Source organism: Planomonospora antibiotica (assembly GCF_014647955.1).
GTDB classification, from domain to species: Bacteria; Actinomycetota; Actinomycetes; order Streptosporangiales; family Streptosporangiaceae; genus Planomonospora; species Planomonospora parontospora.
The window spans coordinates 29,721-52,228 of sequence record NZ_BMQE01000035.1 but is presented as its reverse complement, the minus strand read 5'-3'; the positions used below and the strand labels follow the sequence as shown (position 1 = coordinate 52,228).

The 22,508-nt window shown below is 74.5% G+C and carries 10 protein-coding genes and 1 riboswitch; of the genes, 2 read left to right on the top strand and 8 right to left on the bottom strand.

All coding sequences use genetic code 11. The annotated features are described in order from the left end of the window. Nucleotides 1-3: 3 nt before the first annotated feature. Genes IEZ06_RS26070 through IEZ06_RS26035 form a run of 7 tightly spaced genes read right to left on the bottom strand, consistent with a single transcriptional unit; the run spans nucleotide 4 to nucleotide 18,317 of the window. Entirely contained in the window at nucleotides 4-207 is a 204-nt protein-coding gene (locus IEZ06_RS26070) for an MbtH family protein (RefSeq protein ID WP_229798704.1), read from the bottom strand. Beyond that, nucleotides 204-5,636, bottom strand: coding sequence for a type I polyketide synthase (locus IEZ06_RS26065; RefSeq protein ID WP_189239319.1), 5,433 nt, complete (start codon nucleotides 5,634-5,636; stop codon nucleotides 204-206). The genes IEZ06_RS26070 and IEZ06_RS26065 overlap by 4 nt, the downstream gene beginning before the upstream one ends. After that, nucleotides 5,626-9,135 carry a non-ribosomal peptide synthetase gene (locus IEZ06_RS26060; RefSeq protein WP_189239318.1) on the bottom strand — a complete coding sequence of 1,170 codons (3,510 nt, stop codon included), beginning with the start codon at nucleotides 9,133-9,135 and terminating at the stop codon, nucleotides 5,626-5,628. The genes IEZ06_RS26065 and IEZ06_RS26060 overlap by 11 nt, the downstream gene beginning before the upstream one ends. Beyond that, nucleotides 9,132-11,555 (bottom strand): lantibiotic dehydratase, encoded by a 2,424-nt coding sequence (locus tag IEZ06_RS26055; RefSeq protein ID WP_189239317.1) that lies wholly within the window; start codon nucleotides 11,553-11,555, stop codon nucleotides 9,132-9,134. The genes IEZ06_RS26060 and IEZ06_RS26055 overlap by 4 nt, the downstream gene beginning before the upstream one ends. After that, entirely contained in the window at nucleotides 11,552-13,981 is a 2,430-nt protein-coding gene (locus tag IEZ06_RS26050) for a lantibiotic dehydratase (protein WP_229798702.1), read from the bottom strand. Before IEZ06_RS26050 ends, IEZ06_RS26055 begins: the two co-directional genes overlap by 4 nt. Then, on the bottom strand, nucleotides 13,978-14,742 hold the full coding sequence (locus IEZ06_RS26040) for a thioesterase II family protein (protein WP_189239316.1): 765 nt from the start codon (nucleotides 14,740-14,742) through the stop codon (nucleotides 13,978-13,980). Before IEZ06_RS26040 ends, IEZ06_RS26050 begins: the two co-directional genes overlap by 4 nt. After that, complete coding sequence (locus IEZ06_RS26035; protein ID WP_229798700.1) at nucleotides 14,739-18,317, bottom strand: amino acid adenylation domain-containing protein; 3,579 nt, start codon at nucleotides 18,315-18,317, stop codon at nucleotides 14,739-14,741. Before IEZ06_RS26035 ends, IEZ06_RS26040 begins: the two co-directional genes overlap by 4 nt. Before the next feature lie 290 nt (nucleotides 18,318-18,607). On the opposite strand from IEZ06_RS26035, the gene IEZ06_RS26030 reads away from it, so the two are divergent. Both IEZ06_RS26030 and IEZ06_RS26025 read left to right on the top strand, forming a co-directional pair. Next, complete coding sequence (locus tag IEZ06_RS26030; RefSeq protein WP_189239314.1) at nucleotides 18,608-20,524, top strand: AfsR/SARP family transcriptional regulator; 1,917 nt, start codon at nucleotides 18,608-18,610, stop codon at nucleotides 20,522-20,524. Nucleotides 20,525-20,546: 22 nt separating this feature from the next. Further along, nucleotides 20,547-20,614: riboswitch (guanidine-III (ykkC-III) riboswitch) on the top strand. A 13-nt stretch (nucleotides 20,615-20,627) separates the two neighbouring features. Further along, nucleotides 20,628-21,506, top strand: a complete 879-nt coding sequence (locus tag IEZ06_RS26025; RefSeq protein ID WP_189239313.1) for an MBL fold metallo-hydrolase — start codon at nucleotides 20,628-20,630, stop codon at nucleotides 21,504-21,506. Nucleotides 21,507-21,669: 163 nt separating this feature from the next. Here IEZ06_RS26025 and IEZ06_RS26020 read toward each other — a convergent pair whose 3' ends face one another. Continuing rightward, nucleotides 21,670-22,353 carry an ArsR/SmtB family transcription factor gene (locus IEZ06_RS26020; RefSeq protein WP_189239312.1) on the bottom strand — a complete coding sequence of 228 codons (684 nt, stop codon included), beginning with the start codon at nucleotides 22,351-22,353 and terminating at the stop codon, nucleotides 21,670-21,672. Between the last annotated feature and the right edge of the window lie 155 nt (nucleotides 22,354-22,508).

The following is a 22,508-nucleotide window of genomic DNA, read 5'->3' as shown; positions in this document are numbered from 1 at the left end:
CCGTCACCCGCCCTGGCGCAGGCTGAGCGGGCGCATGTCGGTCCACACCGTCTCGATGTGGTCCAGGCACTCCTGCCGGGTCCCGCTGAAGCCGGCGTCGTACCAGCCGGCGGGGAGGGTGCGCCCCTCGGCCCAGATCGAGTACTGCTCCTCGTCGTTGCGCACGACCAGGTAGAGGGGGTCGGTCATGGTTCCTGCCTCGTTCATCTGCGGTCCAGCTTGGGAATGGTGGTGGCCGGGCGGGACTGCCCGGCGTCGCCGTCGGCGGCCCGCAGCCGTTCGACGACGACCGCGAGCTCGGCCACGGTCGGAGCCTCGAACAGGCTGCGCATCGGCAGCTTCACGCCGACGGCCTTGCGCAGCGCGGAGACGAGCTGCACCGCGATCAGCGAGTTGCCGCCGAGCTCGAAGAAGTCGTCGTCGACGCCGACTCTCGGCACGCCGAGGCCGTCGCTCCACACCCGCGCGATGGTCGCCTCCAGCTCGTTGCGGGGCGCGGCGTGGTCGTCCCCGGCCGCCTCGGCCCCGGGGCGCTCCTCCGCCCCGGCGTCGCCCGCGATGGCGTCGGCGGTCCTGGCCCTGACCCGTTCGGCGAGTTCGGCCACCGGCAGCGGGTTGATCACGACCTGGGGGCCGAGGCGCGCGGCCAGCACCCGGCGGAACGCCTCGGCGCCGTCCACGGGGGCGATCCCGCCCTCGGCCGGGGAGGCCGGGGCCGCCGGGGACGCCGGGGACGCCGCCGCGGCGGTCTCCCCGGTCGCGGCGCCGGTCGCGGCAACGGGGGCGGCGGCGAGGCCGCCGGTGACCGCGTCGCGGTCCACCCGGCGCAGCGTGAAGTCGCCGATCTCCACCAGCACCCGGCCGTCCTCGTCGAACAGCGTCAGGTCCGCCGAGACCACGTCGTCACCGCCGTCGGCGTAACGCAGGTGGCTCCAGAACCGCGCGGGCAGCGCCCCGCGGACCAGCACCCTGCCGTAGGAGAGCGGCAGGTAGCTGCCCTCGCCGCGCCCCTCGCCGAACGCGGTCGCCACGTCGAGCAGCGCCGGGTGCAGCACCCAGCGGTCCAGGTCGGCCGCGGCGGCCTCGGGCGCGACGATCCTGGCGAGTTCCTCGTCCGGGCCCACGTGGTGCTCGCCCAGCGCGTCCCAGCGGGGGCCGAAGGCGAGCATGCTGGTGCGTCCGGTCCCGGGCCCGCCCCCGCGCGCGGAGACCGGCCGGCAGCGGGCCGCGATCGGCCGGGCGTCCGCCTCCGCGGCCGGCTCGGGGCGGACCCACGCGGCCGAGCCGCGCACGTGCGCGGCGGAGCGGCCCGCCGTACGGCTCACCACCCGGAAGTCGGCGCCGTCCGGCGAGGCGGTCAGCTCCACCCGGTACTGCGCGGTGCTCCCGTCCGGGACGGAGAACGGCTCCAGGAACGCCACGTCCCGCAGCTCCACGACGTGGTCGGCGTCCGGGGCGGGCAGGCACGCGGCCACGGCGGCCCGGACCGACTCCAGGTGGCCGGTGCCGGGCACCACCGGGACCTCGCCGATGCGGTGCTCGTCGAGCAGCCAGTGCGTGGCGGCGGACACCGGCCCGTGGCACTCGGCCTTCCCGTCCGGGCCGGTCACCCGGGTGGACAGGACCGGGTGGTCCACCGCCTCGGCGATCCCGCCGCGGGCGGCGCGGAACCCGTCGGGCGCGGACACCTCGACGGCCATGCCGACCTCGGTCCAGCCGCCCCAGTTCTGCGAGACGACCGGGGCGCGCCAGCCGTGGGCGCCGCGGGCGTAGGCGTCGAGGAAGCTGTTGGCCGCGCAGTAGTCGACCTGCCCGAAGCCGCCGACCACCGAGGTCACCGAGGAGCAGAGCGCCACCCAGTCGAGCGGGAGGTCGCCGAAGGCCTGCGCCAGGGCGAGGGTTCCCGCGATCTTGGGTGCCAGCACGGCGGTGGCCGCCGCGCGGTCCTTCACCTCGGCCATGCCGCCGCCGGGCAGGCCGGCGGCGTGCACGATGCCGTCCAGCCCGCCGAACTCGGCGTCGATCCGCTCGCGCACCGCGGCCAGCTCGGCCGGGTCGGTGACGTCCGCGGCCAGCACGAGCACCCGGGCCCCGGCCTGCTCCATCCGCCGGATCGCGAGGATGGCCCGGCCCGCCCTGTCGGTGCCGCCGTGCACCGCCAGGTGGGCGTCCCACTCCTCACGCGGCGGCAGGCCGCCGCGGCTGAGCAGCGCCAGCCGGGCGCGGGCGCGGTGCGCGAAGTCCTCGGCGAGGGTGATGCCGATGCCGCCGGTTCCGCCGGTGATCAGGTACCGGCCCTCCTCGCGGACCACCGTGCGGTCCGCGGCCTCCTCCGTCAGGGACACCTGCGTGTGGTCGGTGACCCAGCGGCGTCCGGCGCGCAGCGTCACCTCCGGCTCGTCGGCGGGCCGCAGCAGCTCGGCGACGAGGTCGGCCGTCTGCGCGGCGCCCGCCTCCGGGTCGGCGTCGATGTGGCGGACGGTCAGGCCGGGCAGTTCCAGCGGGACCACCCTGACGATGCCGGCGAGGGTGGCGTGTTCGGGACGGACCAGGTCGCCCTGGGCGTCCGAGGTGCCCGACGACACCACGTCGAGGTGGACGCCGTCGGCCGCCCCGGCGCCGGCCAGGGCCTGGACCAGGCTCAGCAGGCTGAAGAAGCCCCGCTCCTGCGCCTCCCAGGTGGCGGCGATCCCGCCGTCCGCGGGCGGGCCGTCCAGCGCCAGGGCGTGCACGATCCTGGCCGGGACGCCGTCGGCGAGCAGCGACTCGTGGTCGCCGGTTCCGGCCGTCCGCACGGTGGCGCCCCGGGCGCGCAGCTCCGCGACGAGCTCGTCCCCGCGGGGCCCGTCGGCCAGCACCAGGCAGTCGCCGAGGCCGGTCCGCCGGGGATCCGGGGCGGCCTGGCGCCAGGTGGGCACCGCGAACCAGTCGGCCAGCGGCAGCGGGCCGCCGCGCCGCACCGGGGCGGCGGCGGCCTGGTCGGCCGGGTCGGGGTCGATCCAGTAGCTCCGGCGCTCGAACGGGTAGGCCGGCAGCGGCACCCGGCGGCCCGCCGCGCCGAAGCCCGGGGCCAGCGGCACTCCGGCGGCCCACAGCGTGCCCGCCGCGTCGTGGACGGTGACGGCATCCCCGGTCCGCTCGCCGGGCCCGGGCAGGCTGGGCAGCGGCGCGGGCGCCCCCTTGGGCAGCTGCATCCTGGCCAGGCCGGCCAGCTGCCGGCCGGGCCCGCACTCCACCAGCAGCGGCGGCGTGTCGCCGTACGCGGCGAACAGCCCGGCGACGCAGTCCCCGAACCTGACCGGCTGCCGCAGGTGGTCGGCCCAGTACGCCGGGTCCGTCGCCTGCTCGGCGGTGATGGGCCGGCCGGTGACGTTGGACCAGAACGGCAGGCGCGGGGCGTGCCGCGGCACCGAGGCGACCAGCGCGGTGAACTCCGCGAGGATCGGCTCCATCATCGGCGAGTGGAACGCGTGCGACGTGCGCAGGGCCTTGCAGCCCACCTTCTCGGCCTTCAGCGCCTCGGCGAACGCCTCGATCGCCTCGACAGGGCCGGCCACCACGCAGGTGCCGGGACCGTTGACCGTCGCCACCGACACCCCGTCCGGCAGCCGGCCGGCCAGCTCCGACTCGTCCCGCTGGACGGCGAGCATCGCGCCCGGCGGCATGGACTGCATCAGCGCGCCGCGGGCGGCGACCAGCCGCACCGCGTCGGCCAGGCTGAAGACCCCGGCGACGGTCGCGGCGACGTACTCGCCGATGGAGTGGCCGATCATCTCGGCCGGCCGTACCCCCCAGCTCTGCCACAGCCGGGCCAGCGCGTACTCCACGGTGAACAGCGCCGGCTGGGTGTAGCGCGTCCGCCGGAGCGTCTCCTCGGCGTCGGGCGCGGCGCCGGACATCAGCTCACGCAGGTCGAGGCCGAGATGCCCGGCGAGCAGGTCCGCGCACTCGTCGACGGCGGCGGCGAACACCGGCTCCGTCCGGTACAGCTCCGCGCCCATGCCGGCGTACTGCGCGCCCTGCCCGGAGAACAGGAAGGCGACCGCCGGGGGGGCGGCGCCGGCCTCTCCGCTGCGGCGGCGCCTGCGGTCCCGCAGCGCGGCGACCGCGTCGGCCCGGTCGGTGGCCGCCACCGCGGCCCGGTGCGGGTACTCCGTCCGGCCCGTCCGCAGCGTGTGGGCCACGTCGGCGAGGTCGAGGTCCTCGTCGGCCGCCAGGTGCCCGGCGAGCCGCTCCACCGCCGCGTCCAGCGCGGTCGCGGTCCTGGCGGACACCTGCAGCAGGTGCGCGGGCCGCGGGGGGCGGGCGCCGGCCTCGGTGCGGGGCGCCTCCTCCAGGACCACGTGCGCGTTGGTCCCGCCGATGCCGAAGGAGCTGACCGCGGCGCGGCGCGGGCCGCCGTCCGTCTCCCACTTGCTGAGCGTGGACGCCACGTAGAACGGGGTGTCGCCGAAGTCGATCGCCGGGTTGGGGCGCTCGTAGTTGATCGTCGGCGGGATCAGCCCGTTCTCCAGGGCCAGCACCGCCTTGATCAGGCTGATGATGCCCGCGGCCTGGCTGAGGTGGCCGATGTTGGACTTCACCGAGCCGATGCCGCACCAGCCGCGGTCCCGCGTGTGCCGCGTGTAGACCGTGGACAGCGCGGTGACCTCGATCGGGTCGCCCATCGCGGTGCCGGTGCCGTGCGCCTCGACGTAGCCGATCGTGCGCGGGTCGATCGCGGCGACTCCGAGCGCCTGTGCGACCGCGGCGGCCTGCCCGTCGACGCTGGGGGCGGAGAAGCCGACCTTGCCGGCGCCGTCGTTGTTGATCGCGTTGCCCCGCACCACCGCGCGGATGTGGTCGCCGTCGGCGAGGGCGTCCTCGAGCCGCTTGAGGACGGCGACGCCGACGCCGCTGCCCCAGACGGTGCCGTTCGCGTCGGCGTCGAACGGCCGGCAGTGGCCGTCGGGGGAGGTGAACCCCTCCACGCCGATGTAGCCGGTGGCCGGCGGGTGCTCCACGTTCACCCCGCCCGCCAGGGCCATGTCGCACTCGCCGTTGCGCAGCGCCTCGCAGGCGAGGTGGAGCGCGACCAGCGAGGTGGAGCAGGCGGTGTGCAGGGTCAGGCTGGGCCCGCGCAGGTTCAGCCGGTACGACACGGTGGTGGCCACGTAGTTCGGCGAGTTGGCGGTGGCGAGTCCGATGCCGTGGCGGGTATCCCACACCCGCCGGTTGCGGGCGAGGTTCTCCCAGAGGTACTGGTTGCCTCCGGTGCCCGCGTAGACGCCGATGGCGCCGTCGTAGCGCGCCGGGTCGGTCCCGGAGTCGTTCAGCGCGGCGTAGCACGACTCCAGGAACAGCCGGTGCTGCGGGTTGAGGATCTCCGCCTCCCGCGCGGTCAGGCCGAACAGCCCGGCGTCGAACTGGTCGTACCCCTCCACGTAGGGCGCCTTCGACACCCAGCTCGGGTCGTCCACGTCCTCCTCGGAGACGCCCCTGGCGATCTGCTCCTCGCGGGTGAAGGCGGTGATCGACTCGACGCCGTCGACCAGGTTGCGCCAGAACTCGCCGATGTCGGCCGCGCCCGGCACCCGGGCGGCCATCCCCACGATCGCGATGGGTTCGACGCCTTCGTCGTTGACGTCACTGATCATGGTCGTTCTCCTGTCCGGTGGTGCTGTGGACGCGTCGTGCGCGTCGGGTGCGGTTGCGCCGCGCCTCGGCTCGCGAGATCGCGCGGGCGAGTTCGGAGTCGCCGTCCGGGGGGTCGTCCGCGGAGCCGCCCGCCCGGGCGTCGAGGTGGGCGGCGAGGGAGCGGACGTTCGGATAGCGGAACAGGTCCACCATCCGCAGCTCGCCGCCGAGCCGGGCGCGCAGGCGGGCGTGCACGGCGGCGAGGGCCAGCGAGTGGCCGCCGATGTCGAAGAAGTTGTCGTCGGGGCCGACGCCGTCCCGTTCCAGTACCTCGCACCAGATCGCGGTGATCAGCTCCTCGGTGGCGGCCGACCCGGTGCCCCGGCTCCCGGGCGGCGCCACCGGGTCGGCGACCCGCATGGCGCCGGGCGCGCCGTCCGGTGAGACCCGTTCGGGCAGGTCGACCGCGCTCATCGGGACGAAAGGGTCGGCGGCCAGCGCGCCGACCGTGTTCACGTAGTCGGCGAGCATCGCGTCGACCCTGGCGGCGTCGAACAGGTCGGGGTTGTAGACGACCTCGACGGAGAACCCGCCGTCCCGCTCCGCCACGTACACGGTCAGGTCGAACGGCGACCCCGGCTTGTCCACCCCGATCGCCTGACTGCTCACCCCGGGCAGGTCCAGCCGGGGCTCGGCGAGGTTCAGCACGTTGAACACGACCTGCACCAGCGGGGCGCGGGAGGGGTCCCTGGGGATGCCGAGCTCCTCGACCACGCGCTCCAGCGGTGCGGCCGGGTGCGCGGCGGCGTCCAGCAGTTCGCGGGCGCACCGCCGTACCTGGGTGGCGAAGTCGTCGCGGTGGTCCGTCCGGAGCCGGAGCGGGACCATGTCGACGAAGAACCCGACCAGGTCGTCGAAGGCGGCCACCCGCCGGTCGGCGACGACCGCGCCGATCATGTGGTCGGCCGTGCCGGTGAGCCGGTGGAGCAGCCGGCCGAGGCCGGCCAGCAGCACCCCCGCCGGGGTCGCCCCGAGGTCGGCGGCGAGCGCGCGGACCGCGGCGTCGGCGGCCGGCGGCAGGAGCACGCGGGCCTCGGCGCCGCGGTAGGTCTGCACGGCCGGGCGGGGCCGGTCGCGGGGCAGGTCCAGCACGGTGGGCGCCCCGCTCAGGTGCCCGGCCCACCAGGCCAGGTCCGCGTCGCCGTCGCGGCGGTCCCGTTCGGCCCGCCAGACCGCGTAGTCGGCGTACGACGCCCGCAGCGGCGCGAGGTCCACCGGCCGGCCGGTGACGGCGCCCGCGTAGGCGGCGGACAGATCGGTGTAGAGCGTGTCCCGGGACCAGCCGTCGAACACCGCGTGGTGCAGGGTCAGCGCCAGCACGTGCTCGCCGGGACCCAGCGCGTACAGCCGCGCCCTCCAGGGCGGGCCGTCCGCCAGGTCGAACGGCTCGGCCGCACCGGCCGCCAGCCGGGCGCGCAGCTGCGCGTCCCGCTGCGCCGGGCCGTACCCGGTCAGGTCCACCACGGTCAGGTCCACGTCGGACGGCGGCTCGCAGACGGCGTACGGCACGCCGGACTCCTGCCGGATCCGCCAGCGCAGGACCTCGTGGCGCTCGGCGACGGCCCGCAGCGCCGCCCGCAGCGCCGGCACCTCCAGGGGGCCGCGCAGCCGCTCGGCCAGAGCGATGTTGTACGGCGCGGCCTCGGGCGCCAGCTGGTCCAGGAACCACAGGCGGCGCTGCGGCGGGGCCAGGGTCGGCGGGTTGCCGAAGGTGAGCTCCGGCCCCGGCCGCCGGGCGGCCTTGTCGAACCGCGCGGCGATCTCCCGCAGGGTACGGCCCGCGAACACGTCCTCCACCGACGCGTCCAGGCCCAGTTCGTCGCGGGCGGCGGCGACCAGCCGCATCGCGGTGATCGAGTCGCCTCCGCTCGCGAAGAAGTCGGCGCCGACGCCGAGGCGCCGCCACACCGCCGCGAGCGCCCGTTCGGTGGGCGTCTCCCCCTCCGGTGCGCCGCCGGCCGGGCGTCCTTCCGCGGCCAGCTCCCGCAGCCTGGCCCTGTCCACCTTGCCGGAGGGGTTGAGCGGCAGCTCGGGCAGGCGCAGCACGCGTCCCGGCAGCATCGCCGCGGTGAGCCGCGAGGCCGCGTACCCCGGATCGGCGGGGGCGGTTTCCGGCGTGAGGAACGCGACCAGCTCCAGGCCGCCGCCGGGCCGCGGGACCGCCTCCACGACCGCCCGCGCCACGTCGGGATGCTCCTCCAGGACGGACTCGACCTCGCCGAGCTCGATCCGCTGGCCGCGGATCTTGACCTGTCCGTCGCGGCGGCCCAGGTAGACGAGCCGCCCGTCGTCGGCGTACCGCACGATGTCGCCGGTCCGGTAGAGCCGCGCGCCCGCCTCGCCGGAGAACGGGTCGGGCACGAACGCCTCGGCGGTCAGCGCGGGCCTGCCCAGGTAGCCGCGGGCCACGCCGGGACCGCCGATCAGCAGCTCGCCCTCGGCGCCGGGCCCGACCGGGCGGAGCCGGTCGTCGACGACGTGGCAGCGGTGGCCGGGCGTCGGGTGGCCGATCGGCACCGGCGCGGCCTGCGGCGCGGTCAGGTCGCCGGTGACGGCCAGCACCGTGGTCTCGGTGGGTCCGTAGGAGTCGATGAACCGGCGGCCCGGCGTCGCCCACCGGTCGACCAGCGCGGGTGGCACCGCGTCGCCGCCGCACATCACCAGGCGCCAGTCGGGCAGTGCGGCGGGGTCGAGCAGGGACAGCACGGCCGGGGTGACGAATCCCCAGGTGACCCGGTGCTCGGCGATGAAACGCCGCAGCCTGGCCGGGTCGGCGCGGTCGGCGTCGCCGACCAGCTGCACCGCCCCTCCCACGGTCAGCGGCACGAGCAGGTCGATGACGGAGGCGTCGAACCCGAAGGACGCGATCCCCAGCGCGCGGGTGGTCCGGTCGGCTCCGGTGCTCGCGGCGCACGAGACGACGAAGTCGGCCAGGTTGCGGTGGGTGACGAGCACGCCCTTGGGCCGGCCGGTGGAGCCGGAGGTGTACAGCACGTAGGCGAGGTTGTCCGGTGCGGCCGGGCAGGCGGGCACGGCGGGCAGGTCGGCGGCTTCGGCCGGGCCCGGTACGGCGACGCACCGCAGGCCCGCCTCGCCGGCCGCCTCCGCTCCCGCCCGGTCCGCCACCACGATCTCCAGACCGGCGTCGGCGGCCGTGTCCCGCAGCCGCAGCCGCGGACCGGCCGGATCCAGCGGCACGTAGCAGCCGCCGGACAGCAGCACGCCGAGGATCGCGACCGCCGCGGCGGGCCGCCGCTCCACGCAGAGCCCGACCCGGCTCTCCGGCCCGACGCCGAGCGCGCCGAGCCGGGCGGCGAGCGCCGCGGCGCGGCCGACCAGCTCGCGGTATGTGATCTTCTCGTCCCACTGGGCGACCGCGACCGCGTCCGGCACGGCGCGGGCCCGCGCCGTGACGAGGTCGGCGACGGTCGTCCCGGGAGGGGAAAGGTGGTCGTTCATCGCGCACCGCCTGGGGTTTCGGGGTCGGTGATCTGCAGACGGAGCTCGCTGAAGTAGCGGTTGCCCGCGTGGTCGGGGACCCAGGCCTGGTCGGGGGCGGGCAGGGCCTCGGTGATCGTCACGGACGCGCCGTCTCCGGCGGTGCGCAGCATGGTGCACAGGACGCCGATGTAGTGGGGACTGGTCAGGTCGGAGTAGCAGGGCTTCACCTCGGTGCCGATCTTGATGAAGACCTGGTCGGGCAGGCCGAGGCGGCCGCGCCAGGCGCGGGCGGCGAGGTAGCGCTCGCGTTCGCCGGTGACGGCGGCCAGTCCCGTCTCGGCGACGGTGGTCCGCCAGGTCTCCCGGGCGATCACCAGCCGGTCGATGGTGATCCGCGGAGCGTGGGGCGCGGGCGTGGTGAGCTTGAACGCGTCGACGGCGAGCCCGTTGAGCATCCCGGCGAACATCTCGATCAGCGGCCACCGATGCCCGTCGGGCGCCGTGGCGACCAGCTCGCCGCCTTCGTCCGAGACGGTGACCGCGGTCGCGGGCAGCAACCGGTCCGGGTCGGCGCCCGGTGCCGCGGCGAACCCCAGCAGCCGGTCGGTGACGCCGGTCAGCGACGCCGCGACCCGTCCCGTCTGCCGGGGCCAGGTGGCGGGGTACAGCAGCCGGACCCGGTGCTCGCCGACGTCGGCGGACAGCTCGTCCCGCAGCCGGTCGACCTCGGGGTGCCAGGCGGTGAAGAGGTCGCAGTCGAACGTCGGCCACGCCGCGTGCAGTTCACCGAGGACCACCAGGTGGTCGCCGCGGTTGATCGCCTCGACATCGGTGGCGCAGATCTGCAGGTCGGGGCTGTGCAGCCGGGCGGTGGACCAGCCGGGCCGCCTCGCGGGGAACAGCCGCGCCACCGCCTCGGCCAGGTCCGCGGCGGACAGCTGGACGCGGGCGCCGTCCTCCTCCAGGCCGAACAGGCTCTCCCAGCGCCGGGCGAACGCCTCGGCGACGTCGTCCGCGGGACGTCGCCCCTCGCCCCAGAACAGCCCCTGGGCCAGCGACATCAGGTCGGCCAGGCTCACCGGGCCGTCGCCGGTGTCCTCCCGCAGGTCGTCGTGGAGTTCGCGCAACGCCGTGGCGTAGGCGCCGGCGAGTTCGGCGGTCAGCCAGCGGGCCGCGGTCAACGTGATCGCCAGCGGCGCCGCGACGGTGTCCAGCAGAGCCGCACCGACGGTCACGTCGAGATCGCGGGCGGTGTCCTCGTAACACAACGTACGGCCCGCGTACATCTGCCCGTCCCGACGCCGCGGCACACCCCCCGTCAACGCCGTGAACTCCGCATCCAGCCCCGCCAGCGCACCCTTCAACGCCTCGGCATCCCCCGCCGCCGCCGCGACCGCCTCCCGCGCCGCGCACAACCGCTCCAACCCCGCCGCGGCCTCCCGCCGGACACCGGGATCACCGATCGCCGCGATCTGCTCCCGCAGCACCTCCTCCGCGCCACGACCCACCGGCAAAGCCGCGTCCCAGGTGATCAGCTCACGCTCCACCAGCCGCTCCAGCAGCAGATAACCGTCCTGCGGCCGGTCCAGCCCCGCCACGACCTGGGCGGCCGGGGTGCGCCCGTCGCAACGGGCCAGCACCTGCGCCTCCACCGCCGACAACGGCAACGGCGGCTGCAACGGCCGCAGCAGCGACCGCCCCCGCAGCGTCAGATGCGGCAACAGCATCGGCGGCCACCAGCACCGCACCCGCGCATCGGCCGCCAGACGATCCGCATACGCGGCCACCGCCCAGCCCTCCAGGAACACCCGGCGCTCCCGCAGCAGACCCGAGCCGACCCGCACCTGCACCGCCCGCCCGGAACCCGGACCGACACCCGGGCCGACCTCGGCACCGGCACCGGCACCCGGATCGAGGTCGACACCAGCATCGACACCGGCACCCGGATCGAGGTCGACACCAGCATCGACACCGGCACCGGCACCGGCACCGGCACCGGCACCGGCACCGGCACCGACCCTGACCCAGCAGACCGGCCCGAAGAAACCGATCGTCTCGTTCTTGGCGCAGTACCGCTGCCAGTACCGCACCACCGCCCGCTCACGATCCCGGCGGCGCACGTTACGCCGAGCCCGCGGACCACCCGCGACGATCCCATCCAGAGCGACGAGCACCCCGGGGTTCTGCCAGGTCACCGCCTCCCGGAACAGCGGATCAGCCGCGATCTCCCAGATCCTCTCCGCCCCCGCCGACACCGCCTCGGCCAGCGCCTTGTCGAACACCTCCGCCGAACCCCGGCCCGCCAGCAGATCATCGGCCGCACCCGCCGCCTCCGGCGCCGCGAACACCCCCAGACCAGCCGCCGGGAAACCCGTCGTGCGCAGCAACGCATCCGACCACACCGACCAGCCCGTCCCACCCAGCTCCACCTTCGTCACCGCACACCTCCCGCGGTGTCGGCGTCGGTGATCTGCAGACGGAGCTCGCTGAAGTAGCGGTTGCCCGCGTGGTCGGGGACCCAGGCCTGGTCGGGGGCGGGCAGGGCCTCGGTGATCGTCACGGACGCGCCGTCTCCGGCGGTGCGCAGCATGGTGCACAGGACGCCGATGTAGTGGGGGCTGGTCAGATCGGAGTAGCAGGGCTTCACCTCGGTACCGATCTTGATGAAGACCTGGTCGGGCAGGCCGAGGCGTCCGCGCCAGGCGCGGGTGGCCAGATAGCGTTCGCGTTCGCCGGTGACGGCGGCCAGGCCCGTCTCGGCGACGGTGGTCCGCCAGGTCTCCCGGGCGATCACCAGCCGGTCGATGGTGATCCGCGGAGCGTGCGGGACGGGCAGAGCGAGTTTGAACGCGTCCATCAGCTGCGTGCTGAGCATCCCGGCGAACATCTCGATCAGCGGCCACCGGTGCCCGTCGGGCGCCGTGGCGACCAGCTCGCCGCCTTCGTCCGAGACGGTGACCGCGGTCGCGGGCAGCAACCGGTCCGGGTCGGCGCCCCGGGCCCTGTCGACGCCCAGCTGCCGATCGCCGGGGCCGTTCAGGCCATGAGCGGCGCGGCCGGTGTTGCGGGGGTAGTCCTCCGGATACAGGATCCGGATCCGGTCCGGGCCCAGGTCGAGGTCGTAGTGGGCGCGCAGCCGATCGGGGTCGGGGTGGAACGGGCTGAACAGCGCGCTGTCGAACGGCGTCCACGCCGGGTGCAGTTCACCGAGGACCACCAGGTGGTCGCCGCGGTTGATCGCCTCGACGTCGGTGGCGCAGATCTGCAGGTCGGGGCTGTGCAGCCGGGCGGTGGACCAGCCGGGCCGCCTCGCGGGGAACAGCCGCGCCACCGCCTCGGCCAGGTCGGCCGCGGACAGCCGAACGCGGGAACCGCCCTCGGCCGCGGGCCGTACGCCGATCAGTTCGGCCCAGCGCCGGGTGAAGTCCTCCGACACCGCGTGGAACGGGCCCGCGCCCGGGGCGAACAGCAGTCCCTGGGCGAGATACCACAGGTCGGCCAGGCGGACCGGGCCGTCGCCGTCCTCCCGCAGCTCGTCATGGAGCTCGCGCAGGACCGTCTCGCCCGCGCCGGCGAGTTCGGCGGTCAGCCAGCGGGCGGTGGTGAGGATGATGTCCAGCGGCGCCGCGACGGTGTCCAGGAGGGTCGCACCGATGGTCACGTCGAGATCGCGGGCGGTGTCCTCGTAACACAACGTACGACCGGCGTACATCTGCCCGTCCCGACGCCGCGGCACCGCCCCGGTCAACGCCGTGAACTCCGCATCCAGCCCGGCCAGCGCACCCTTCAACGCCTCGGCGTCACCCGCTGCCGCCGCGACCGCCTCCCGCGCCGCGCACAACCGCTCCAATCCCGCCGTGGCCTCCCGCCGGAGACCGGGATCACCGATCGCCGCGATCCGCTCCCGCAGCACCTCCTCCGCGCCACGACCCACCGGCAAAGCCGCGTCCCAGGTGATGAGCTCACGCTCCACCAGCCGCTCCAGCAGCAGGTAACCGTCCTGCGGCCGGTCCAGCCCCGCCACGACCTGGGCGGCCGGAGTACGCCCGTCACAACGGGCCAGCACCTGCGCCTCCACCGCCGACAACGGCAACGGCGGCTGCAACGGCCGCAGCAGCGACCGCCCCCGCACCGTCAGATGCGGCAACAGCATCGGCGGCCACCAGCACCGCACCCGCGCATCGGCCGCCAGACGATCCGCATACGCGGCCACCGCCCAGCCCTCCAGGAACACCCGCCGCTCCCGCAGCAGACCCGAGCCGACCCGCACCTGCACCGCCCGCCCGGAACCCGGACCGACACCCGGACCGACCTCGGCACCGGCACCCGGATCAAGGTCGACACCAGCATCGACACCCGCACCCGCACCCGCACCCGGATCGAGGTCGACACCAGCACCGGCACCAGCACCGGCACCGGCACCGGCACCGGCACCGGCACCGACCCTGACCCAGCAGACCGGCCCGAAGAAACCGATCGTCTCGTTCTTGGCGCAGTACCGCTGCCAGTACCGCACCACCGCCCGCTCCCGGTCCCGCCGCCGCACGTTGCGCACCGCCCGCGGACCACCCGCGACGATCCCATCCAGAGCGACGAGCACCCCGGGGTTCTGCCAGGTCACCGCCTCCCGGAACAGCGGATCAGCCGCGATCTCCCAGATCCTCTCGGCCCCCGCCGCCACCGCCTCGGCCAGCGCCTTGTCGAACACCTCCGCCGAACCCCGGCCCGCCAGCAGATCATCGGCCGCACCCGCCGCCTCCGGCGCCGCGAACACCCCCAGACCACCCGCCGGGAAACCCGTCGTGCGCAGCAACGCATCCGACCACACCGACCAGCCCGTCCCACCCAGCTCCACCTTCGTCACCGCACACCTCCCGCGGTCATGAGGTCCGCTCTCAGGAGGGCGGCCAGTTCCACCAGGCGGTCATGGAGGAAGAAGTGGCCGCCGTCGATGCGGTGCAGGACGAACCCGGCAGTGGTGTGCCGCTCCCAGCCGGCCGCCTGCTCCACCTGGACCGCGTGGTCGAGCGCGCCGGCGAAGGCCGCGATCGGCACCGGCAGCGGCGGTTCGGGACGGTACTCGTAGCCGTCCAGCCAGGCGAAGTCCGCCCGCAGCGCGGGCAGCACCAGCTCCAGCAGTTCGGGCTCGCCGGCGACCGCCTCGGGTACGCCGCCCCCGGCCACGACACGGGCCACCAGTTCGTCGTCGGAGACGCGGGAGAGCCCGTCGAACGCACCGGATCCGTGCAGGTGCGGCGCGCGTGCGGCCCCCGCGTACAACCGCACCGGCAGCGGCGCACCGGCCCGGCGCAGCCGCCGTACCACCTCGAACGCGAGCCGCGCGCCCAGCGAGTGCCCGTACACCGCGTAGGGACGCCCGTCGGCGGCCACGGCGCCGGCGACCGCGGCGGTCAGCTCGTCCAGGTCGATCCCGGCCGGTTCGGCGATCCTGTTCTCCCTTCCCGGCGGCTGGACGGCCAGGACCTCCACGTCGGGGGCGAAGGAGTCGGGCCACGGATGGAACACACCCGCGCCCGCACCGGCGTACGGCAGGCAGAGCAGCCGGATCCCCGCCCGGGGCAGTGGCCGCGGGCACCGGAACCAGCGGGCCGTCAAGGTGTTCATCGGATGCCTCCCGGCGGGTCGATCCAGTGGCGCTGCCGTTGGAAGGGGTAGGTGGGCAGCGGTATCCGCCGCCCCGGGGCGGCGGAGCCGGACGGCGGCGTCTCCGGCGCACCGGCCGAGGAGGGCAGCCGGTCGGGGTCCAGTGCCGTGATCGCCTCGGCGAGGTCGCGGCATTCCACGACGACCCGATGGGCGAAGGAACGGCGTCCCGCCGTCAGGGTGTGCGCCACGTCGGCGATCCGCAGCCCCGGATCGGCGGCCAGGTGGTCGCGGAGCCGTGCGATCGCGGCGCGGAGCGCCCGGGGTGAGCGGGCGGAGACCGGGAGCAGGTACCGGGCGCCGGGAGCGGGTGCCGGGGCCGGCGGCCGCGGCGGCGCTTCGGCCACCAGGACGTGCGCGCCGGTCCCCCCGATGCCGATCGCGCTGACCCCGGCCACCCGCCTGCGGCCGTCCGGCCAGTCCGTCGTCTTGGTGGGCAGGTGGAACGGTCCGCGGTCCAGGTCGAGTTGCGGGTGGGGCGAGTCGACGTGCAGGTTGCCGGGGATCTTCCCGTGCCGTACCGACAGGACCGCCTTGATGAACCCCGCGATTCCGGAGGCGGCGTCGGTGTGGCCGATGTTGGTCTTGACCGAGCCCAGCGCGCAGTAACCGGTGCCCCGCGCACCGGCCGCGCGGAACGCCCGGGTCAGCGCTTCGACCTCGATGGCGTCCCCCAGCGGCGTGCCGCTGCCGTGCGCCTCCACCATGCCGATCTCGTCGGGGGGGATCCCCGCGTCACCGAGGGCCTCGGCCACCGTGGCCGCCTGCCCGGTCAGCCCCGGTACGGCGAAGCCGGCCCGGGCGGCGCCGTCGTTGCCGACCGCCCATCCGGGGATGACGGCGTACACGTGGTCGCCGTCGGCGACGGCGTCGGCGAGCCGTTTCAGCGCCACCACGCCGCTGCCGCTGGAGAATCCGGAACCGTCGGCCGCGGCGTCGAACGCCCGGCACCGGCCGTCGGGAGAGACCATCCCGCCGGGGGTGTGCCGGTGCCGGGGCCAGGTGACGGTGGCGCCCCCGGCGAGGGCCAGATCGCAGCGGTGGTCGGCGAGGCTCTGGGCGGCCATGCACACCGCGACCAGGGAGCTGGAGCAGGCGGTCTGCACGGCGACCGCCGGGCCGGTCAGGCCGAACCGGTAGGCGACCTGCCCCGGCAGGTGATCGGAGCCCTGGTGGGGCAGGATCCGCCCCTCCCAGTCGTCGGGGTCGTGGGGGGCGCCCGCGGCGGGGTTGCCGAACAGGTGGAACAGGAAGTACCGGTTGACGGAGGTGGAGGTGAACACGCCGATCTGGCCGTCGAACCGGTCCGGATCGCATCCGGCGTCCTCCAGGGCCTCCCACGCCGTCTCCAGGAACAGCCGGTGCTGCGGGTCGGTGCGGGCCGCCTCGTCGGGGGTGAATCCGAAGAACTCCGCGTCGAAGTCCTCCACTCCGTCCAGCCTGCCCCCGGCTCTCACGTGCGCGGGGTCGGCGAGCAGCGCCGTCCCGATGCCCAGCTCCCGCAGTTCCGCCTCCGAGTAGTCGTGGACGGCGTCCACTCCGTCGGACAACACGGACCAGAACGCCGCCGGGTCGGGCGCGCCGGGAAACCGGCAGCCCAGACCGACCACCGCGATGTGACCGTCGAACTCACCGGGATCGTCGAACTCACCGGGATCGTCGGGCTCGCCGGGCTCGTCAGGTCCGCCGGGGCCTTCAAGGTCACCGGGGCCTTCCAGGCCGCCCGGACCGCCGCTCGTACCGGTGATCAGGGGACCGGAGGTGAGAGGACCGTTCCTGCCGGAGGTGAGAGGACCGGTGGTGGAGTCCGCGGCCGGTGGTGCGGCCAGGAAACGGGCCTGCGCCCGCACCGTGGTGTGCTCGAACAGCGCCATCATCGGCACCGGCGTCCCGAACACGGCGGTCAGCCGCTGCTGGAGCCGCCCGAGCAGCAGGGAGTGTCCGCCGGCGTCGAAGAACGGCTCGGTCACCCCGACCCGGGTCACCCCGAGCACGTCGCACCAGGCGTCGTGTACCGAGGCTTCGGCGGGTGTGGCCGGGCGTTCGCCGGTGCGGGCGGCCTCGGGTGCGGGCAGTGCCCGGACGTCCACTTTGCCGGTCGGGGTGAGCGGCATCGTGTCGAGCACGGTGATCACCGCGGGCACCAGATGGTCCGGAAGGGTCTCGGCCGCGGTCCGCCTCAGGGCGGCCGGGTCCAGGGTCGCCCCTCCGGCGGGCTGGACGTGGGCCACGAGCCGGTCTCCGTGGAGCGTGACAACGGCTCTGGCCACCCCGGGCCGTCCCGTCAGGTGCGCTTCCACCTCGGCCGGTTCGACGCGGAACCCGCGCACTTTGAGCTGCCGGTCCAACCTGCCCAGGCAGACCAGGGTGCCGTCGGGCAGCCTCCGGCCGAGGTCCCCGGTGCGGTAGATCCGCCTGCCGCCGTCGTCGGCGGCGAACCGTTCGGCGGTGCGTTCCGGGTCCCGCCAGTACCCCAGTGCCAGGTGGGGGCTGCGGATGGCGATCTCGCCCTCGTCCCCGTCGGGGTTCAGCAGCACCGTCTCGTAGCCCGGCAGCGGACGGCCGATCGGCACGAGGGGACCGGCCGCCGGATCGGCCGGCGCCCCGGAGCCGGATGCCGGTTCCGCGTCCGGCCCGGCGCCCGGCTCGGCGTCCGCGGCGAACTCGGGCGAGTCGAAAGTGGTCCGGTAGTGCGTGACGAAGGTGGCCTCGGTCGCGCCGTAGCCGTTCACGAACAGGCAGGCGTCGGCGAAACGCCCCCGCCCCGCGGTCACGTCGGACCTGGTCACGCGCTCTCCGCCGAGCAGTACGGCGCGTACGGAGGGCAGCCGCCCGGCCGGTCCGAGGGCGTCGAGCACGTACCGGTAGAGCGTCGGGGTGGAGTGGTAGACGGTCACCTCCCGGTCGGCCAGGCGGCGTACCAGCTCTCCTGGTCCGAGGGCGCGGACGTCGATCGGCACCAGGGTCGCGCCGGTCAGCAGCGCGGGGTAGATGTCCGGTATGGAAGCGTCGAAGCTGATCGAGGCGAGCAGGCTGAGCCGGTCGCCGGAGGTGATCGACAGGCTTTCGACCTGGTTGCCGACGCAGTGCACCAGGTTGCGGTGGCTCTGCGCCACCCCTTTGGGCGTCCCGGTGGATCCGGAGGTGTACCGCAGGTAGGCGAGACCGTCCGGGTCGATCGACGCGGCCGTCGGCGTCGCCGGCGTCGCGTCCTCGACGAAGACCACCGGGCAGTGCCGGCCGGCGAGGAGGGTGCGGGCGAGCGTCTCGCGTTCACGAGTCGTGACCAGCACGGCCACATCGGCGTCGCCGACCATGTACGCCAGACGCGGCGCCGGATACGAGGGGTCCAGCGGGACGTAGGCGCAGCCGGAGAGCAGGGTGCCCATGATCGCGGCGATGGTGCTCGCGTCATGGCCGAGCAGCAGGCCGACGCGTGCGCCCGGGTGTCCCCCCGCCGCAGCGACGAGCCGCTGGATCCCCCCGGCCGCCAGAGCCAGCTCCGCGTAGGTTAACGGAGAGTCACCTGAATGCACCGCAATACGGTCGGGACTTCCGCTTACAACGTCGAGGAATCGGCTGGTTACAATGTGTTGCATTACCGCAATTCCTGCATTTTGCTAACGATCTGGATCCGCCGTTAACCCGTGCCACCTCGCCTGACCCCCGAGGCACGTCTCGCGGCCCACTGACACAGGGAACGCTAAAGGCCGGGCATTTCGGATCATTAGCCGTAAGATTGCGACGCCCGCAATCGCGGCCACATATCGCTAAGAGTGACCTTTTCGTGACGATCTCACGGAGGGTCCAAGGCGGAGGAACAGCCATGACCCCTGACGAAACTGTTCCCGTTTACAACTTCCAGGTCCTCGGACCGCTCCGCTTCACCCTCGACGGGGTGACGGTGGCACTGCCCGCCCGTCACCCCCGTATGCTCCTGGCCGTCCTCCTCCTGCACAACGGCGAGGCCGTCGCCGAAGGACGGCTGCTGGGGCAGGTGTGGGGCCCCGGCGCCAGCAGCACGATCGCCCTGCGCACCGCCGTATCCCGGTTGCGTTCCTGGCTGCACGACGAAGCCCGCGGGGTGGCGTCCATCGACCACGCCGACGGCGGCTACCGGCTGCGTCTGCCGGACCACTACGTCGACGCCGCCCGGTTCCGCGCCGCCCTGGCCGCCGATTCCGATGCCGCCGGGCTCGACCCCCACCAGCGCATGGCCGTCCTGATGAACGCGCTCGAAGAGTGGCGCGGACCCGTCCTGGACGGCGCCCCCGAGGAGATACGGGAGGATCCGGCGGTACAGACGCTGGACGACGACCACGCCAGGTGCCTCCAGAGGCTGGCCGCGCTCGCCATCTCCCTGCAGACCCCCGACCTGCTGCTGTCCAGGACCCGCGCCCTGGCCTGGTCCCGGCCGTTCGACGAGCCGCTGCACGCGCGCCTGATCGAGCTCTACGCCGCCTGCGGCCGGCCCGCCGAGGCGCTCATGGAGTACGAGCGGCTGAGGTCGCGGCTGGCCGACGAACTGGGCGTCGCCCCCAGCGCGGAAGCGCAGCGCGCCTACTTCACCGTGCTGGCCCAGGACCCCCCGCAGCCCCCCTCGGCCGATCCGGCCTCCGGCAAGGGGTGGAGGCACCGGCTCGTCCCCCACCAGATCCCGGCCGACATCGCCGACTTCGCGGGGCGGGAGAAGGCGACCGCCACGCTCCTGGACCATCTCGGCGGCCTGCTGAACGCCCCGGAGCGACCGGCCACGCTGGTCGCGAGCATCACCGGCCCCGCCGGAGTCGGCAAGACCACCCTGGCCGTGCACGTCGCCCACCGGCTGATGCCGGCCTACTCCGACGGCCAGCTCTACGCCGATCTGCGAGGCACCACCGCCGTCCCCGAATCCCCCGCCCGCGTGCTCGGACGGTTCCTGCGGGCACTCGGGGTCGGCAAGCACGACGTCCCGGACGACCTGGCCGAACGCACGGCCCTCTACCGCAGCCTGGTCAGCGGCCGCCGCCTCCTGGTGGTCCTGGACGACGCCGCCCGGGAGACCCAGGTGAGACCACTGCTGCCGGGCTCCTCCCCGTGCTCGGTGCTCATCACCAGCCGGCACCGGCTGGGGGCCGTCGGCGGCGCGAAGACCGTGGACCTCGACCGGCTCCGCGAGGACCACGCCGTCCAGCTGCTGGCGAGCATCGCCGGTCACGAGCGGGTGGCCGCCGAGCCCGATGCCGCGGTCGAGCTGGTCCACCTGTGCGGCGGACTGCCCCTGGCGGTACGCATCTGCGGTGCCCGGCTGGCCGCCCGCCCCCACTGGCCGCTTGCCAAGCTGGTCGTCCTGCTGCGTGACGAGCGCCGCCGGCTGAGCGAGTTGAGCATCGGGGACCTGGCCGTGCGGAACGGCCTGGAGCAGAGCCACGGCCGGCTCGGGGAGGAGGCCCGGCGGGCGCTGTCCGCGCTGGCCAAGCTGGGGCCGGTCGAGTTCTCGGTGGGTACCGTCGCCGCTGTCTGCGGTCTCGACCACACCGTCGCCGGCGACCACCTCGACATCCTCATCGAGGCCGGGTTCGCCTCGGTGGTCGGCTCCGGCCGGACCGGTCAGGTCCACTACCGTCTCGACGATCTGGCCCGGTCGTTCGCCCTCGGCCTGGACCCGGTACGGCTCTCCCACCCCGGGAACGACAGACCGGCTCGCCTGTACCGCTTCGGCACCCGCCGCACCGGGCCGTCGGATTCCGGTCGCCGGCCCTGATCGTCGCCGTGGTACCGTCGCCGTCGAAGCCCGTAAGCGCTTGCCCCGGACGAGACGCGCACCGTACCCGGCCTGGCAGGACGACGCACTCGAAGGAGGCGTCATGGACGCAGGCACACCCCTGATCGATTTCACCGCGGTGACTCCGCGGCCCCGTACGCTGGACGTCCGGTGGATCCACGGCTCGCCGTCGGCCAAGCACAACACCGATCCGGACATCCAGGTCCACGCGTACGACGAGCACACGTTCATCCTGCGGCAGAACATGGCGATCGACTACGAGGCGCCGTTCCTGTTCCTGCTGTTCGGGAACGCACGGGCGGTGCTGATCGACACCGGCGCCACGGCCTCCGCCGAGTTCTTCCCCCTGCGCCGGGTGGTCGACGAACTCGTCACCGGCTGGCTCGCCCGCCACCCCCGGGAGGAGTACCACCTGCTGGTGCTGCACACCCACCCGCACGGCGACCACGTCGCCGGCGACGCCCAGTTCGCCGACCGCCCCGACACCACGGTGGTCGGCGCGGACCTGGTCACCGCCTGGGAGTACTTCGGGTTCGGCGAGGATCCCGACGCCGTGGCCCGGGTCGATCTGGGCGGCCGCGTGCTGGAGTGCCTGGCCACCCCGGGCCACCACGAAGCGGCGGTCACGTTCTACGACCGGTGGACCGGGTTCCTGCTCACCGGCGACACGGTCTACCCGGGCCGTCTCTACATCCAGGACTGGCCGGCCTTCGCCGGGACCATCGACCGCCTGATCGACTTCTCCGACCGCCGGCCGGTCACCCACGTGCTCGGCTGCCACATCGAGATGACCGGGCAGCCGGGCGTGGACTACCCGATCCGCACCACCTACCAGCCCGACGAGCCCCCGCTGCAGATGACCACCGGGCACCTGCGCGAGATCCGTGCGGCGATCGAGGAGATCGGCGACCGGCCCGGCCGGCGCGCCTGCCCCCTCTTCGTCCTCTGGCCCAACCCGTGAGCGGCATCCCCTGGCCCAACCCGTGAGCGGCATCCTCTGGCCGAACCCGTGAGCGGCACGGGCGCGTCGGACCTCCTGCCCGGTGCGCCGTCGTCCCCGGCCGCGACGCCCGCGGGCCCGTCCGGCGGCACCTCGTCACGCCGCCGGGCCCCGGCAGGGGAGGTCACGCATCGGCCGGCAGCGGTTCGCCGGTCTCCAGCAGCGTCTTCAGGCTCGCCACCACGTTCGGCCAGCCGTGGCCGACCATCTCGGCCAGGCCCGATCCGGGCTCGAAGCCGTCGTGCACGACGGTGAGCTTCACGACCTGCGCGGCCTCCTCGATCGTGAAGGTGACCTTCGAGCGGGCCTCGCCGGACAGCCGGACGAGCAGTTCCCCGTCCCAGCCGAAGCGCTCGGCGAGCTCCGGGGTGATGGCGTGCCAGGTGTAGGAGAGCCGGCTGTAGGGCTCGGCCTCCAGCACGACCTGCTCCGGGTCGCTGATCAGCACGCCGTGGTTGTCCCAGGTCATCGGTGAGCCGGCGAACCAGTCCGTGGTGAACTCCGTGGCCCAGTAGCGGCGGGTGAAGGCGGGCTCGGTCAGCGCCTGCCAGAGCTTCTGCGGGGTGGTGCGGATGTAGGTGGTGTAGACGAAGGTCGGCGCGTCCATCGGGGGTTCCTCCAGGGCGAGTTTCAGGTCCGCCAGGGCTTGGACCCTGGCCCGGTCGTAGCGGCTGATCCACCGGTGGGCGATCTCGTGCACGGGCGCGGCGTTGAGGTAGTGCAGCTTCTCCCGCCCCCGCCGCACGGTGGCGACGAGCCCGGCCTCCTCCAGCACCGCGAGGTGCTTGCTGACGGACTGCCTGGCCATGTCGAGCCCGGCCGGGGCCGGCGCCCGACCGGAACCGCCATGGGCGTCAGGGTCCGCTCGGAGCCCGGATCTCGGCAGGCCGCAGGCTTCGGCTCCGCACGACGGCGCCGTGCGGGCGGAGCCCGGTTTTCGATCTCCGCCCTCGGACAGTGGCA

What these genes read in the sequence shown, in the direction of transcription:
- IEZ06_RS26065 (WP_189239319.1), bottom strand. Translation starts at nt 5,636, where the DNA reads ATGATCAGTGACGTCAACGACGAAGGCGTCGAACCCATCGCGATCGTG.
- IEZ06_RS26060 (WP_189239318.1), bottom strand. Translation starts at nt 9,135, where the DNA reads ATGAACGACCACCTTTCCCCTCCCGGGACGACCGTCGCCGACCTCGTC.
- IEZ06_RS26070 (WP_229798704.1), bottom strand. Translation starts at nt 207, where the DNA reads ATGAACGAGGCAGGAACCATGACCGACCCCCTCTACCTGGTCGTGCGC.
- IEZ06_RS26030 (WP_189239314.1), top strand. Translation starts at nt 18,608, where the DNA reads ATGACCCCTGACGAAACTGTTCCCGTTTACAACTTCCAGGTCCTCGGA.
- IEZ06_RS26040 (WP_189239316.1), bottom strand. Translation starts at nt 14,742, where the DNA reads ATGAACACCTTGACGGCCCGCTGGTTCCGGTGCCCGCGGCCACTGCCC.
- IEZ06_RS26025 (WP_189239313.1), top strand. Translation starts at nt 20,628, where the DNA reads ATGGACGCAGGCACACCCCTGATCGATTTCACCGCGGTGACTCCGCGG.
- IEZ06_RS26020 (WP_189239312.1), bottom strand. Translation starts at nt 22,353, where the DNA reads ATGGCCAGGCAGTCCGTCAGCAAGCACCTCGCGGTGCTGGAGGAGGCC.